The organism is Zwartia hollandica, assembly GCF_019923725.1.
GTDB lineage: Bacteria > Pseudomonadota > Gammaproteobacteria > Burkholderiales > Burkholderiaceae_B > Zwartia > Zwartia hollandica.
In genome coordinates this window covers 1-14,001 of the sequence record NZ_JAHXRI010000025.1, presented here as the reverse complement: position 1 = coordinate 14,001, position 14,001 = coordinate 1, and the positions used below count along the sequence as shown (strand labels likewise).

Annotated in this window: 11 protein-coding genes and 1 pseudogene; 3 read left to right on the top strand and 9 right to left on the bottom strand. The window is 48.7% G+C overall.

Features of this window, described 5'->3' with window-relative positions:
* The 8 genes and pseudogenes from KZZ10_RS14490 to KZZ10_RS14455 form a co-directional block, all read right to left on the bottom strand.
* Positions 1-1,395, bottom strand: a pseudogene (locus KZZ10_RS14490) (GspE/PulE family protein); the annotation flags it as partial.
* Positions 1,396-1,400: 5 nt separating this feature from the next.
* On the bottom strand, positions 1,401-3,530 hold the full coding sequence (gene gspD / locus KZZ10_RS14485) for a type II secretion system secretin GspD (RefSeq protein WP_259662255.1): 2,130 nt from the start codon (positions 3,528-3,530) through the stop codon (positions 1,401-1,403).
* Positions 3,531-3,538: 8 nt separating this feature from the next.
* On the bottom strand, positions 3,539-4,318 hold the full coding sequence (gene gspN, locus KZZ10_RS14480; RefSeq protein WP_259662254.1) for a type II secretion system protein N: 780 nt from the start codon (positions 4,316-4,318) through the stop codon (positions 3,539-3,541).
* Complete coding sequence (locus KZZ10_RS14475) at positions 4,315-4,818, bottom strand: type II secretion system protein M (protein WP_259662253.1); 504 nt, start codon at positions 4,816-4,818, stop codon at positions 4,315-4,317. Before KZZ10_RS14475 ends, gspN begins: the two co-directional genes overlap by 4 nt.
* Positions 4,811-5,986, bottom strand: coding sequence for a type II secretion system protein L (locus KZZ10_RS14470; RefSeq protein ID WP_259662252.1), 1,176 nt, complete (start codon positions 5,984-5,986; stop codon positions 4,811-4,813). The genes KZZ10_RS14475 and KZZ10_RS14470 overlap by 8 nt, the downstream gene beginning before the upstream one ends.
* Before the next feature lie 6 nt (positions 5,987-5,992).
* Positions 5,993-7,891, bottom strand: coding sequence for a multicopper oxidase family protein (locus KZZ10_RS14465; protein ID WP_259662251.1), 1,899 nt, complete (start codon positions 7,889-7,891; stop codon positions 5,993-5,995).
* A complete protein-coding gene (locus KZZ10_RS14460; protein WP_259662250.1) occupies positions 7,884-8,951 on the bottom strand; it encodes an RCC1 domain-containing protein in 1,068 nt (355 codons plus the stop codon). Before KZZ10_RS14460 ends, KZZ10_RS14465 begins: the two co-directional genes overlap by 8 nt.
* A 14-nt stretch (positions 8,952-8,965) precedes the next feature.
* Positions 8,966-10,078 carry a YHYH protein gene (locus tag KZZ10_RS14455; protein WP_259662249.1) on the bottom strand — a complete coding sequence of 371 codons (1,113 nt, stop codon included), beginning with the start codon at positions 10,076-10,078 and terminating at the stop codon, positions 8,966-8,968.
* Positions 10,079-10,389: 311 nt separating this feature from the next.
* Here KZZ10_RS14455 and KZZ10_RS14450 point away from each other — a divergent pair, with 311 nt between their 5' ends.
* The 3 genes from KZZ10_RS14450 (at position 10,390) to KZZ10_RS14440 (ending at position 12,404) form a co-directional block, all read left to right on the top strand.
* On the top strand, positions 10,390-11,001 hold the full coding sequence (locus KZZ10_RS14450; protein ID WP_259662248.1) for a TetR/AcrR family transcriptional regulator: 612 nt from the start codon (positions 10,390-10,392) through the stop codon (positions 10,999-11,001).
* Positions 11,002-11,049: 48 nt separating this feature from the next.
* On the top strand, positions 11,050-11,730 hold the full coding sequence (locus KZZ10_RS14445; protein WP_259662247.1) for a TetR/AcrR family transcriptional regulator: 681 nt from the start codon (positions 11,050-11,052) through the stop codon (positions 11,728-11,730).
* A 104-nt stretch (positions 11,731-11,834) separates the two neighbouring features.
* Complete coding sequence (locus tag KZZ10_RS14440; protein WP_259662246.1) at positions 11,835-12,404, top strand: NnrU family protein; 570 nt, start codon at positions 11,835-11,837, stop codon at positions 12,402-12,404.
* A gap of 383 nt (positions 12,405-12,787) precedes the next feature.
* On the opposite strand, the gene KZZ10_RS14435 is transcribed toward KZZ10_RS14440, so the two are convergent.
* A partial coding sequence (locus tag KZZ10_RS14435; protein ID WP_259662245.1) for an autotransporter outer membrane beta-barrel domain-containing protein occupies positions 12,788-14,001 on the bottom strand: 1,214 nt, incomplete at its 5' end.

The following is a 14,001-nucleotide window of genomic DNA, read 5'->3' as shown; positions in this document are numbered from 1 at the left end:
CTAAATATCCACGTGATTTGCACCCGTCACACGCCTCACCTCGGCAAGCGTGGTCATCTTCGTATTCACCCATCTCTCGCTATCTTGCACTAACGAACGCATCCCACTTTCTAGGGCCTTTTGTCGTATCTGCGCTTCAGAAGCGTTTTGGTGGATTAGCTCCTTAAGTTCAACCGACGTTGTCATTAACTCGTAAATACCGGCTCGGCCTTTAAATCCAGTCTGAGTACAGTCTGCACAACCCTGACCATGACAGGCCGTACAGGTCAGCCGGATAAGACGCTGACCCAAAACACCCAACAACGAAGAAGATAACAAAAACGGCTCAATACCCATATCGATCAAGCGAGTCACCGCCGAGGGTGCGTCGTTTGTGTGTAATGTTGCAAGAACCAAGTGACCAGTGAGGGAAGCCTGGACTGCAATTTGTGCCGTTTCTAAATCACGGATTTCGCCAATCATGACGATGTCAGGATCCTGCCGCAAGATTGCCCGAAGCGCCCGCGCAAAGTTCATTTCGATACGTGAATTCACTTGCGTTTGACCGACCCCTTCTAAATTGTATTCAATGGGATCTTCGACAGTCATAATATTATTGACTTGCGAACGCAAGGTTAATAGTGCGCTGTATAGCGTGGTCGTTTTTCCACTACCGGTTGGGCCCGTCACCAACACAATTCCATAAGGCTTATTAATTAACTCTAAAAAACTTTTCTCAGTATCCACCGCCATACCAAGCGCTTTTAAATCCAATTTAGAGTAATTCTTTTCCAACAGACGCATCACAACGCGCTCACCGTGGGCGGTCGGTAGCGTTGACACTCTAATGTCTAGCGCCTTACCACCCACTCTCAAAGAGATTCTGCCGTCCTGCGGCATGCGCTTTTCGGCGATGTCCAATGAAGCCATGATCTTAATTCTGGAGACCAAGGCTGCATGCAGACCTCGTTTCAAATCCACAACATCTCGTAAGTTTCCGTCCACCCGAAAACGTACAACAGATTGTTTGTCGTAGGCCTCTAAGTGAATATCTGACGCATCATCACGACTCGCCTGCTTGAACAGGCTATTGATCATACGAATGATGGGCGCATCATTACTGAGTTCCAACAAGTCCTGTGTGAGTGGGATCTCTTGCATGAGACGCGCCAGGTCAACACTTTCTTCTAACTCATCAACGACCGTCGCTGCATCCGTTTCTTTTTGAGCATACTCTTGACTAATCATTGAAAGAAGCTCTTCTGAACTCTTTTGACAATAGCGCAGGGGCCCCAAGTTGCGCGCAACTTCGTGGACAGTTGAAGGCTTTGTTTTAGTGCTAAAAAATAGAGTTGGAGTCTCTCCCACCAGATCTCGCAATAAGACCTCGTGACTCTGAGCAAAGGAAAATGGAATTCTGATCACGGTGCAATGTCATGCATGATGTCTCTGATGTCTCTCAAAGACGCTGTATTTAGATTCTCTTTTGGAAGCAATAACGGAGCCTGCACAAAAGTCTTACGTTTTTCTTCTAGGTCATCTAATTTGTTATTTGAAAACGTATTAATTTGTTCATTGTTGCGCAGCACCGATGGGCGTATAAACACCATTAAATTTGTTCTAGTTCGAGACTTATTATCATATCTAAACAGACCGCCGATTAACGGAAGATCACCTAGCCAAGGAATCTTAGAGCTACCATCCGTGTAGTTATCCCCAATCAGCCCGCCCAACACAATGATTTGTCCGTCCTCAACAATCACATTGGACTCAACGTTTCTTTTATTTAGAATAATTCCGGTGGCGTTCGAAACGGATTGGATGCTCGATACTTCTTGAAATATCTGAAGTTTCACCGTCCCATTTTCTGACACTTGTGGCCGCACACGGAGTGTTAAGCCAACATCTTGTCGCGTAAATGTTTGAAACGGCGTGACGGTCGAAGTGCTTCCTGTCTGCGCATACGAACCCGTCACAATTGGAATATTCTGACCAACAATAATGCGGGCCTCTTCGTTATCGAGCGTCATTAAATTAGGCGTCGATAAAACGTTTGCACCAGAAATTGTTGAAATCGCTCTCAGGAGCGATGAGAATGCCAAATTACTACCAAAATTTGTGATTGAACCGATATTGATTCCAAGACCCAAGGTCGGAACAGGTGTGACTGCAGCAACTGTTCCTGCAGCAGCTGTGCCAAGTAGTGCGTTAATTGCAGCGCTGGCTCCGATGATGTTTGTGTTACCCGAAGAGGTGGGTCCGGTAAAATTGGTGCCTGCAAAGGCAGTATTCGAACTGTTGAGTGCCTGCCACTGGACGCCAAGTTCGGCAGCATTCGCATCCGTCAACTCAACAATCATGGATTCGATATAGACCTGGGCCCTGCGCCGGTCGAGCTGCGCGATCACTTTCATTAAATCTTTAAAAACGGGTTCGGTCGCCGTAATAATCAGTGAGTTTGTATTGGGATCGGCCTGAATAATGCCTCCGGTCGAAGGGCTACTGCTGCTGGTCAACGCAGTGGATGCCGCAGCCGACATTCCGGCTCCAAGAGGATTGGCCCCGCCGCCGCCGACACCGCCGCCAAGGTTTATTGGCGATGTGCCACCCTGAATAGGATTTGGTGCTTGCGCACTAAGATTGGCGTTGCCTTGAACGTTTGTATTGGTAGGGTCAGTCGAAGAGCTATCGGCTGCCACAAGTGCCCGCAAGGTAATCGCTAATTGGGACGCCTCTGCATTTTTCAAAGGCACCACATACACACTACCTACATTCTTTGCGGTATCGAGCGTAGCGACAAGCCTTCGAATTTGCGCTAACCGCTCGGCATTGCCACTGCGAACGATTAATGAATTTGTTCTAGGATCTGCCAGAACGGTGGGTTTCGAAATAGGATCCCCTCCTTGCGGGACACTAGTTTCGAGCGCTCGATTGACAAGGGATGCCACTTTCGCCGCTTGCGCATTTTTTAATGCAATTGTTTCCACTTTGGTTGCGGAGGGGTTGTCGACGCTTTGAATAATTTTTTCAATTCGCTCGAGGTTGCTGGCGTAATCAGTCACAAGGATTGAGTTATTACCAGGCAAGGCGTTGATCGTATTGTTAGGCGCAATCAGAGGCCTAAGTATATTGACCACATTGGCCGCTGATGCAAAGTTCAAATGAAATATGCGGGTAATAATTTGATCGCCCGTGACATCTGTTTTTGAGGAGTAAGTCTGTGAGGACTGTAATTTTGCATCCGCCTCTGTCACAACACGGTAACCACCGGCAGTATTCACTAGCGCAAAGCCGTTCATTCGCAAGGCTGTTGACAAGCTGTCTAACGCTTGATCAGGCGTAAGCGGCCGACTACTATTTAAAGAGATCTTGCCTCGAACCTTTGGGTCAACCACAATCGAACGATTAGTGGCTCGAGCAACGGTTGAAATGACAGCCTCGACATCCGCATTATTAAACGACAGGTTGATACCATTGCTTTGCGCAAAACAGTTTTGTTGCACAAAGACGATAAACGCTAACGTTACGGTGTTTTTAAAGAAACGAAACATAATGAGCCTTAAATTTTAAAGCGGTAAACAGCGCCGTCTTTGTTACCAATGACTGAGAGCAAGCCAATTAAGGAGTCAAGCGATTCTGGTGAAGCCGTTGCCTCCCCATGCAATGACAAGCGACCCTTCTCAATCGTTCCCTTTGCCGATAACAGCAACGGTCCATTGATTGTCGAAAAATCCAACTTCAACTCTTGCGCAATTTGAAACGTCAATGCATAACTACCGAGTGGTTTAACCGGGCTGATAGGGCTCGCCAATTGTAAAAATTGAACCTCGACAAGGCCTTTACGCGAAGAATCCCAAATAAGATCGTCCCAACGAATCACTAATTTTCCGCGAAGATGTAGAGAGCGAAATACACCACCCGCAACCTCAAGCAGATTGGCCGGCAGTTCGATTTGATTACTGGCCAACGTGATTGTGCTGGGCTGAACACTTAACTCAATGGGTCGTATCGTATTGACATACTGAATCAACCACGTGCACTTAACATCAAATACTGAGCACTGCGTTTTCCATGAAAATCTGTCAGTGCCAGCCCCCGGAGCCTGGCACGTCTCTGAAGTACCTAATCTAATATCCGAAAAGCCCAGCTGTGCACTCCCCTTCCACAGAGTCCCTTCGGGCTGGAGAACAGCCAATTGACAATTTGTCAATTTTGCAACGCTTGCACTCAGCCAGCGTATTGGAAAACAAGCGATCACTAGAATTAGCACGCTAGCCAAAAGAACGATTCGGCTCGGCCACCCGAAACCGAACGAATGGCGCTCAAATTTAATCTTCATCGCACTTGCACCAAGGTTGCGTTCAGCTGAATCACGCCCACACGATCAATTTTTTTGATGACGACATCGCTCGCGTACAACCCATTATTCTTTCGAAAATCCACCACGAGCTCAAGCCATCGGCTGAATTCAATCTCATCAATCTTCAGCTCGAGCCGCACTAGGTCCGTCGTCTCAACTCGAGTTAAGGTGAATTTGACTCCCTCAGAAAATAGCTTTTGTTGCAAAACAGACAATTCACTTTCTGACAAGCTTGGGATTCGTACACTCTTATCTTTATAGTTGAGTAACGTTCGATTGAGCTCTTGAATACTCATTAATTGAGTTGGGTATCTTTGTAAACGCAGCTCGAGGGTTTGCTGAAGTGGCTGAACCAGCAATGACCAACAAACACCCAGCATCAGTAATGCACCAATGCCAATAATGATCTTAGGCGGCAACTGTTTAAAGATGCGCAGAAGAGTCTCTTTTATCGCTGGCGACAAGACGGTATTAGTCATATGCAAGACTCGCGTATGGACTCAACAAAAACCGCGTCGGGCCGAGAGACTGCACCGAGTGATCTTGCATAATGGCTAAACGCTGGCTAGTCGAAAGAGTCGCTTCCTGCAACTCAAAGATCAACCCTTTTTTTGAATACTCCAAGACTTTTAAGCCCTCGGGTGGGGCGTTCCTTAGTACGTTTTGCAAAGCCACTAACTGTGGCTCAAAATCGCCGCTGCAAGTCTCAAGATTTCTATGTGCAGCAAGGCAACTGACGTTGACTAAGCTTGCAAAACTCGTTTGACTATCTGTGCGAGCTGTTAAGAATTGACTCGTTGCATTCTGTAGGCGGGCTTCCCACTGACGATCTTGCCATAGCAAGGTCAATATGTAACAAAGGTAGCTCGTACAAAGCGTCAGTGTCGCGTATCTTGCCCATCGTAAGGGAGCTTTCCATAAATCTCGCGATAGCCAGTGTTGTAGTTCGCTTTGTCGGTCTTTTCTAAAATCATAGTATTCGTCTGGTAGTAAATTAACTGCTTTATACGATTCTTTATATATCGTCACGCCACTAACTAAGAGCTCTGCGGACAGCTCCAGCATTTCCGGCTGATCGCTATATTGTTCAGTGAATAGAACAGGCTCATCCACTGGTTGCGACCAACACACGATATCAGTCGACGATTTTTTTGAAGTATAGAAATTTGTTGTGTCCTCTTGTTGATAAAAAATAACTGAAGTCGTTTCTGGCAGCAATAGGCTCTCTGAAATCAATTGAAGCTGTTCGCAATTGATCACCGAAAGTTTTTGACTGAGCCACAACAACCAGTCGCGATTGATCACGCTTACTAATCTTCGATCGGGAGCTTGATTCAACATCGGGGGAAGCAGCTGAATACTGGTGTCCGAAACTGAAGCCAACAACTCATCTTCCATGAGCATCGGTAAAATCTGAATGATTTTCTTAGAACTGACCGCTGGAACCTTGAGTTCTTTTAATCGAACGTCAATGCCAGGAATAATCGCGAGCACAGAGTCTGCGACCGGCAAAGCGTCTAAATCCAACACTTTTTTAAAATCGGTTTCATTGCTCAGCGTCCAAGAGAAATACAGCTCTTGCGCCGACCAGTCTTCAACATTGTTTGCGACGGGGTGTACAGGGCAACGAATGATCAGACTGGCCATGTCAACTCAACCCCGCGCAACGACAGTGACGCGTTGAATCATTCCAAGATCGCTCGCTTGCAGCCGCTGATTATGGAGGATGTAGGGCCCAGTAAAATCCTTAAACCGCATCCGAAACGTGACTGAGCTAGGATTTTGGCTGGTACCACCCGTAGGTAAAGCGACCGTATCACACCAGTATGGCTCAATAGGCTTGCCATTGACCTTGATGATGTACATCGGATTGACGTGAATATGAAACACGTGAGCCAAGTGATTCATGTTGAAAATAGTCCATTCTTCAACTGCATCCAGTATCGCAATTTCATGGACTGTGTTGGCGGCCTGAATATCAAAAGGCGGCACAAGGTTTGGCGGTGGTGGGTAGATTGGCGTCCGAGACCGCGACCCGAAGGTTGACACGATCTTTTCTTGAAGCTGCAACTTGTGATGTTGGTAAGACTTTTCCGCCTGCGCGACAAGGGAGCTGAGTACTTCTGCCGCCTGCTCCAACGGACCTGGTGTTTGTTGAGCATTTAACAACGCGTCATTGCCGGTCATCTTAAAAATAATGTTGCGTTTCTTACCGCCGTTATTGGCAAACTCGTCATCCGTAATGGGCGCTAAAAAGTGACTGACCGGCAAGGGCGTCTTCGGTATTGACATGGTGTGTTTAACGTCGACCACGATCACTTTTACCAAGGTATCTTCTGGCAATACGATTGGATCAGCACCTCCGGAAATCTTTACAGGCAAGCCGCGCAAGTAATAGGTGCCCGGCTTGTCTGCTTGGACCACAACAGAGGCGCGATTACCTGGCGCGAGGTGCAAACCAAGTCCGCTCGCTTTTCTGGCGTCGTCATGTTCTATATACGAAGTGCTACCCCAGCCATCCGCTGTGTATTGCTTTAGCACGTGCCCATCTAGACTGAGATTCAGAGAGTTAAACACTTGGGTATTGATCAATCGCCAGCGCTGGACTTCGCCAGAACGCATCACGATCGTAGGTTGACGCACACCATTAATCAGTACAGGCTGAGCATCGCTATACTCATCGGCGCGAGTATGTTTCTTTAAGCCTCGACCGGTTGGGTATTGCGTCAACTGAAGAAACTTTTCTAAGCGACCGTCGGCAACACCCATCGCGTCATTAAAGAAGGGATTTAACGCAAAATAAGGCGCCTGAAATAAAAAGATCAGCTCCGTCGCTTGCGCCATTTCTGGCAAGTCATCCACCTCTCCTCTGACCATAATCGCACCCGACATCAAGCTGCCGACTTGCAAGGCACTTGAGCCATGATATTGGGGGTGATAGTAGAACGGACCGGCAGGGTGATTATTGGGTATGCGGTGGACGTACTGACGAGACTCCCCGTTCGGCAATACGCCACCGTAATTCGGATCCACCACATAGTCGCCATATTCGGGCGGTGTTGCGTCCTCATTGATAGCGGGAGACACATGCAAACCGTGTACATGCAAATTCGTCGTGTTCGGCTTGATGTAATTTGTCGGATCGCGAAACGCTCTAAAGGGAGGATTCTCTGGCAATTGGTTCAGCAGCCTAATCCTCAAGGTATCGCCGCCGCGCACCACTAAGGTTGGGCCTGCGTACCCTGCACGTTGAGCGTCATAGCCATAGGCACGTAAGGACACGGGATGACGGACATTTGGATGTACGCCCGATAACACAGTGTCAAAATAGGAAGCTGTGAGCGTGACATCCAACAAACCATTTTTTGCTTCGACCAATGGCGGTTGGACGAAGGTTTGTATCGGAGTTTTTTGACGCTCAGTCTCGCGTTGCTCACAAGCCGTTAAGCTTACTGGCACCACGACACCTGAAGCGACACTCAACCCGTAGCGTAAAAATTGACGCCTGCCATGTTCTTGTTCGTGGCCGTTCGTCATGGTCGCATCAGCCATTTTCCCAGAAAGGGAAAGGTATCAGTTGTTGTTGAGCGGCACCACCGATCTGACCGACTTCATTATTACCCCATCCGAATAAAGCTTGCTTGCTAACCGCCAGAGCATGCATCTCACCCGCAGCAATTGCCTGCACTTGGGCAAGCCCCTGCACTTTTGTGGGTGTACTTCGAGGCTGCGTGTCATTGGTACCAAGTTGGCCAAAACCGTTCCACCCCCAAGCGTAGACGTGACCGGCTTCTGTTAGCCCTAATGAAAAATGCATACCGGCAGCGAGTACTGATATTTTTTCTGGCATCTCAAGCAAAGTCGCTTGGCTGTCGTAGCGCTGGCGTCGATGACCTAACTGTCCGTATTGATTGCTACCCCAAGCGTAAACGTTGCCATCACGGCAAAGGGCTAAGACGTGGGTCGCGCCAACGGCGATACTCTTAATCGAAGCCGCAATGCGAACAGGCATTGGAGTGGCTGCGTTTCTTAAATGGCCCAACCCAAGTTGCCCCACGGAATTACTACCAAAAGAAAAAACTTCGCCCGCGCGCGATAACGCGATCATAAAGTTATCGCCTAACGCTACCGCTTGTAGAGCGGGTAGGCCATACACAATGCCGGGCAAAGTATTCATGTGTTCAGTCGTTCGGCCCAAAGCGTGATCCACATTAAGACCCCAGGTGTAGAGTCTGCCCGCTTCATCAAGAGCAGCAAAGATTGATTGACCTGCCGCCACGGATACAGGGCGAGCAATGGATTCTATGAGGCTGGGTATTTCAGAACTTGCGTCAATACCACCGATACCGATTGGATTCCAACCCCAAACCAACACTTCGTTTTGCATCGTCACGCCCAGACTGACACCATAGCCTGCTGACGCTGAAGAAAAACGTTCAGATTGTCCAACGTATACAGGATCGCGATTCGATCTTCTAGGGCTGCAGATATCGATATTTCCAGGCGAATAGCGTCCGCTACCCGCTCCGCCCCATCCTAGTATCTCGCCAGTTTGCAAACGCGCTAAGGTTTGACTTTTGCCAGCACTCACCGCACGAACATTAAGGGTCACGTCTTCGATCGTACCTAACGCACACCCGGTTTTAAAATTTCAGAAGTCACATCCGGAGGAACAACAATCCCTGCCAGGTCCGGGAGCTTGTCATAGGGGACGCCCTGTCGCATCGTTTCAGAGCCAAGTGCCGCAGCATAGTCTGGCGTCCCTCTAAAACAGCCTACAGAAAAAGGATATTCATTATTCAAATGGTAATGATAGATATTTTGAACCGTGCCATTAAATTCGACTGGGTGAGTATGGCCATGACACGCATCTAACTGAGCGTTCGTGACCATCTTTCCATCTTCACCGCGTGGACCATAAATGCCGAAACCATCCAACGCATAGCCAACTAAGGGCGAGTGACCAGTGGTCCCTTGATTGGGGAAGCACTTCCATGAATAGCCATGCAAGTGGTATTGCTGAGAATAAGGATGGCCAAAGCACTGATCATTCGGAAGCGCATTGGTTGGGCTGTACCAATTACCACTTGAATCGTTTGCGATTTCTGCATGCCAAACTGTGCCGGTCAACGTGATGCCAATGATGAGCGAGTTAATCGGATTAAAGCCAGTCACCACGGGATTTAACGGCAATTTCCCTCTCAGGTCGTAAGGAGAAATAGAAATGGCGGCAGCAGAGGAATATTGTTGACCTGTTCGCGGATCGGTACCACCCGGTAAGGCCGAGTAATACGAGTACGCCGCGGTGCCTGGCTGGACAGGATAATTTCCCATTGGCGTACTTGGCAAACCATTGCCTTGAAAGTAGCGATATTTGTCATCGGTTGTGATTGAGAAGACACTACCTGCCGGGTCGATCTGGGCCGCCGTCACCGCCCCTTCGACGTAAGGAGTTTTAGAGATGGTAATAATATTAGTCGTAGTGTTGGTCCAAGGCGTAGCGGCTATGCTCAGTTTGTTTGAAACCTGAGCGAGTTTTGCAAACAGAGGGGAAATACACTGAGCATTTGGAGCGCAGAATTGAGTGCTTGTTCCATTGGCCGCGGTCACCAGCGTCGTTGGCGTGCCCGGATCTGTTTGCGAACTGCTCGATGAAGACGAACCTTCTCCGCAACCCACTAGTACCGTAACTAGACCGATGAGTCCTAAAAGAGAACGGAGATTTTTTGAGCCAAACATGTTCGATTCCTACCCTGGTTTTTTTGACAAATACTTGTTGTCAAAAAGTAAATAAACTAAATGTCATAGTGACACTTAGTATACAAATTCATTGGTTGGCGTGTCAATGCAATCACGCAGGAGGCCTGATTTGTGCCGTGTCAAACATTGACGTGCGAGGCCTCAAATAGGTCAGGCTGGCGAAAATGCCCAAAAAACTCGCGATTCTTTTAAAAAGAATGCAGATGACCTAAAATACGAGGATGCTTAAAATACAAGACCATCGAATTAGAGTTGCGGCATCAAGACGTGAAGAGATGCAAAACTCCCTCATGTTTAGCTTGCTTGCTCTAGCCTCTGAGGTCTCTATCCATGAGATAGATGTTGACGACATCATTAAGCATGCAGAGGTGTCGAGAGGCAGCTTTTATAAGTACTTTCCCTCGGTTCAGGCATTAATTCCAGCCTTGGCAAACCAACTGGCACACGAACTCACCGCAGAGATCGATGCAATCACCCACCAAATCCCCAGCACGGCTAACCGATTGGTCGTCAATGCAAAATTAACCATGCGCAGCTTGGCCAAGCATAAGATTTTAGGGAATTTCCTGATTCAACTGCCTTGGCCGACTCAAAACACTGAGTTCAATGTCTTTACCAACATCAGTTCGGATGTTGAACTTGGCATTAAAGAAGGGTTATTCGCCAAAATGCCTGCGTCCATTGGGTGCAACCTTTTGGTCGGCAGCCTAATTGGTGGAATTAGCGTCATGCTTAGCAAGTCACCCTCCACAAGCTATGAGAACAAAGTGCTATACCAAGCGCTCATTGGGTTGGGTCTGGATGCAAAAACTGCTGATGAACTATTGAAAATCCCATCTCCTGCTCTACCCGCACTGCCAACAACTGGATTACTAGGCAAGGTCGCTGCGTTAGATAATTAGTCTTCGACAAACTTACCCTTGTGGGTCAATGTGTCATGAAAATTAACGATGGCTAAGATTACTAACCACCTCTTTACCGATGATAAAAAACGGCGCCAATGGGCGCGCGCGCGTATCCTGTCGAGTAGCGCCAAGTTGATTTCGACGAAACCGATCAGCGACATAAAAGTTGAAGATGTCGCAGCACATTCGGAGATGTCCAGGGCATCTTTCTATAAATGTTTCCGAAGCGTAGAAGATTTTCTGAATGCCAGTGCTAAAAAATCTGGCGTAGAGCTACTAAAACCCGTCAACTCGGTTGGTTCTACAATTTCTGACATCGCCTTACGCACAGCGACTAAAACTAGAATTGGCATCCGTATGATGACCAGCGTGCCCTTGTTGGGTAGGCTAATGTTGAAAACTGAGTGGCCGTTTGGCGACGCCCGACACAAAGGCTATAAGGACATTCAAAACGATATCGCAGCGGGTATTGAACAAGGCTACTTCACAGATATGCCTGTTGAGATCGGTGTCAATCTCGTGATCAGCGCCCTAAGAGTTGGGGTTCAAGACGCACTCAATTCGAAGCATACAGAAGGATATGAGACCGAGATCGTTTACACCTTACTACTGAGTTTAGGGGTAGATACCAAAAGAGCTGACGAAATTTCTAAGATCCCGTTTGATCAATTGCCGGCCCTACCAAAGAACGGCTTGGTGGGCAAAATCGTTAGCTTGGTCAGCTGATACACCCCACTGGATAGACGAACCTTAATTACCACAAGGTCAGGTATCATATTAAACAGTTGTTTATTATGATATTTGCCTAGTCGTATATTTAAGGGAACGTTATGACCACACTCATCTTTGGATTAATCCTTTTTTTAGGAATCCATTCAGTCAGTATCGTTGCGCACGAATGGCGAAATACACAGGTCAAAAAATTTGGTGTTGTCACCTGGAAGATAATTTATTCCTTGATTTCGATCGCTGGCTTGGCACTGATCACTGTTGGTTACCTAGAAGCAAGACCGCAACCCATCACGATCTGGACACCCCCACCTTGGGCTTGGCACATCACCGTGTACTTCAGCCTTGTCTCACTCATTTTGGTCGCGGCAGCCTACATTCCAAATAATGCCATTAAAGCCAAACTTAAAGATCCAATGCTTGTAGGGGTCATTGTTTGGGCGCTCTGTCATCTCACCACGATTGGCAGTCTCGCGGGCATCCTCTTATTTGGTGGCGTCCTGCTCTGGGGCATTTTGGATCTCATCTCTTGTAGAATGAGACGACTAGATTCAGCCACCTCTCACTCAAAACAGAAACCCTCAGGCGCGATGACCCTCGCTACCGTGGTGGTTGGTTTCATTGCTTGGACCCCATTTGCTCACATCGCCTATGGAGTAGTAAGGGCCTAAGTGGTGCTCGAGGGACGACTCAAGCATTAACTTAAGTGTACGAGCTGCAAGGATGGCTCATTATTAATAATGTCTTTCACTGGTATCAGTTCCTACTACACCGGCAACCCTCACCCACTGGGGTAACAAGCAAGACAGCCACCTTCGGGTGGCTTTTTTATGCCCGAATAGCATCGTTTGAGCAAAACACTGTGCATCGGCTAAAACAATTAGTCGCAGGTGCCGAATTGATATGTAAAAAAACAAAAAGCACCCGAGGGTGCTTGATTTGCTTTACTACTTAGCGGGGCAGCCTTGACTGCATCACAAATCGCCTGAGGTGCTGCAATCTCAGGTTTTTTGCTTTTGGTCTGCGGGAGGGATACGAACTCTGGGCACCCTCCCTAAAACGCCACCCTTAAACCCACACTCCCGCCATACAACGTCTGCCCTGTCCTAGCCTCGACCGAGACGCCTGCATAGGCGTAGGCGCTGTCAGCGACTTTCACTGTGCCGTACAAACCTGCCTGCACAAACGTAGAGCCCGCTGTGGGGGTGGTCACACTGCTTGAGTAACCACCTAGGGTGGTGTTAAGCGTCGGGTTCAGTAAGCCCTGCGAGTCGGCACCGATGGCGAGGTTCGCACGGTAGGTGTATTCATCTTTGAGCGGATCTTTGTTAAGCGACCCTGCCCCCACTCCGATCACTCCACGTACGCCATTGGCGCCCATGCGTGAGACGTTAAGTGCTGCAGCACTTGCGCCTTCATCGTAAGCGGCTTGGCCCACGTACTGGTAAGTGAGCCGTACATACGGCGTGATGCGCACACCGCTGGTCTCAAACGGACGGCTCAGTCCTGCGCTCACCAGCACATCGTTACCCATCACTGACTTGTTGCTAAAGCCATTGCTGATGCCGGTGATGTCGCTACGCGAGAGGTTTGTTGAACTTAGGCCAAGGCTGACCATACCGTCGAGTACATAATCTTCTGCCACAGGCATCTTGCCGTACAGGAACAGTGCACCCTGTTGGATGGTGCTGTTGCCACCCGTAGCATTAACTGTGGTGTTTGAGAGCGCTAAGCCACCACCAAGTTTGAGCCCAAGCGCAGCGTTTGTATATGCATCCACGCCAAACACGGCTTGGTATAGGTTGTTGTTAAAGCCATTGCCACCGCTGTTACCTGAACGCTCACCGCGCTGGTAGGCGATCTCACCCCAGGCACGACCGTCTGCTACGGCTGCGCTAGTAATATTTGCGGACTTCGGGTTGACGGCGGGGTTTGAACTCATGTTGGCGGTAGGTAGCCCTGAGGGGTTATTACCTGTGATGGCGCCTGCCGATAAGGGGGTGGCTGCGTTGCCGGCGCCAGCACCGCCGTTGAGTTGATTCGGTGCCATCGGGAAGTCGCCTAGGCGTGCCAACACCGCTTGCTGCACCCGCTGTGTTGCCTGTGGCAAGGTCGCAGCGGAGGCCGCGTGGATCTCGCCCGAGAGGGACTGTGCAAAGCCTGGAAGGCTTGCTGCGGTTTGACCGGCCACTGCGTAGAGTAAAGAGTCTTGTGCGGCTGTCGCAGTACCCGTCTTGTTAACGCCTAAGAGCTGATCCAAGACATTCG

Bases quoted from the DNA above. Each gene is read 5' to 3' on its own strand.
- KZZ10_RS14465 (WP_259662251.1), bottom strand. From the start codon at position 7,891: ATGGCTGATGCGACCATGACGAACGGCCACGAACAAGAACATGGCAGG.
- gspD (WP_259662255.1), bottom strand. From the start codon at position 3,530: ATGTTTCGTTTCTTTAAAAACACCGTAACGTTAGCGTTTATCGTCTTT.
- KZZ10_RS14445 (WP_259662247.1), top strand. From the start codon at position 11,050: ATGGCTAAGATTACTAACCACCTCTTTACCGATGATAAAAAACGGCGC.
- KZZ10_RS14450 (WP_259662248.1), top strand. From the start codon at position 10,390: ATGTTTAGCTTGCTTGCTCTAGCCTCTGAGGTCTCTATCCATGAGATA.
- KZZ10_RS14475 (WP_259662253.1), bottom strand. From the start codon at position 4,818: ATGACTAATACCGTCTTGTCGCCAGCGATAAAAGAGACTCTTCTGCGC.
- gspN (WP_259662254.1), bottom strand. From the start codon at position 4,318: ATGAAGATTAAATTTGAGCGCCATTCGTTCGGTTTCGGGTGGCCGAGC.
- KZZ10_RS14455 (WP_259662249.1), bottom strand. From the start codon at position 10,078: ATGTTTGGCTCAAAAAATCTCCGTTCTCTTTTAGGACTCATCGGTCTA.
- KZZ10_RS14440 (WP_259662246.1), top strand. From the start codon at position 11,835: ATGACCACACTCATCTTTGGATTAATCCTTTTTTTAGGAATCCATTCA.
- KZZ10_RS14470 (WP_259662252.1), bottom strand. From the start codon at position 5,986: ATGGCCAGTCTGATCATTCGTTGCCCTGTACACCCCGTCGCAAACAAT.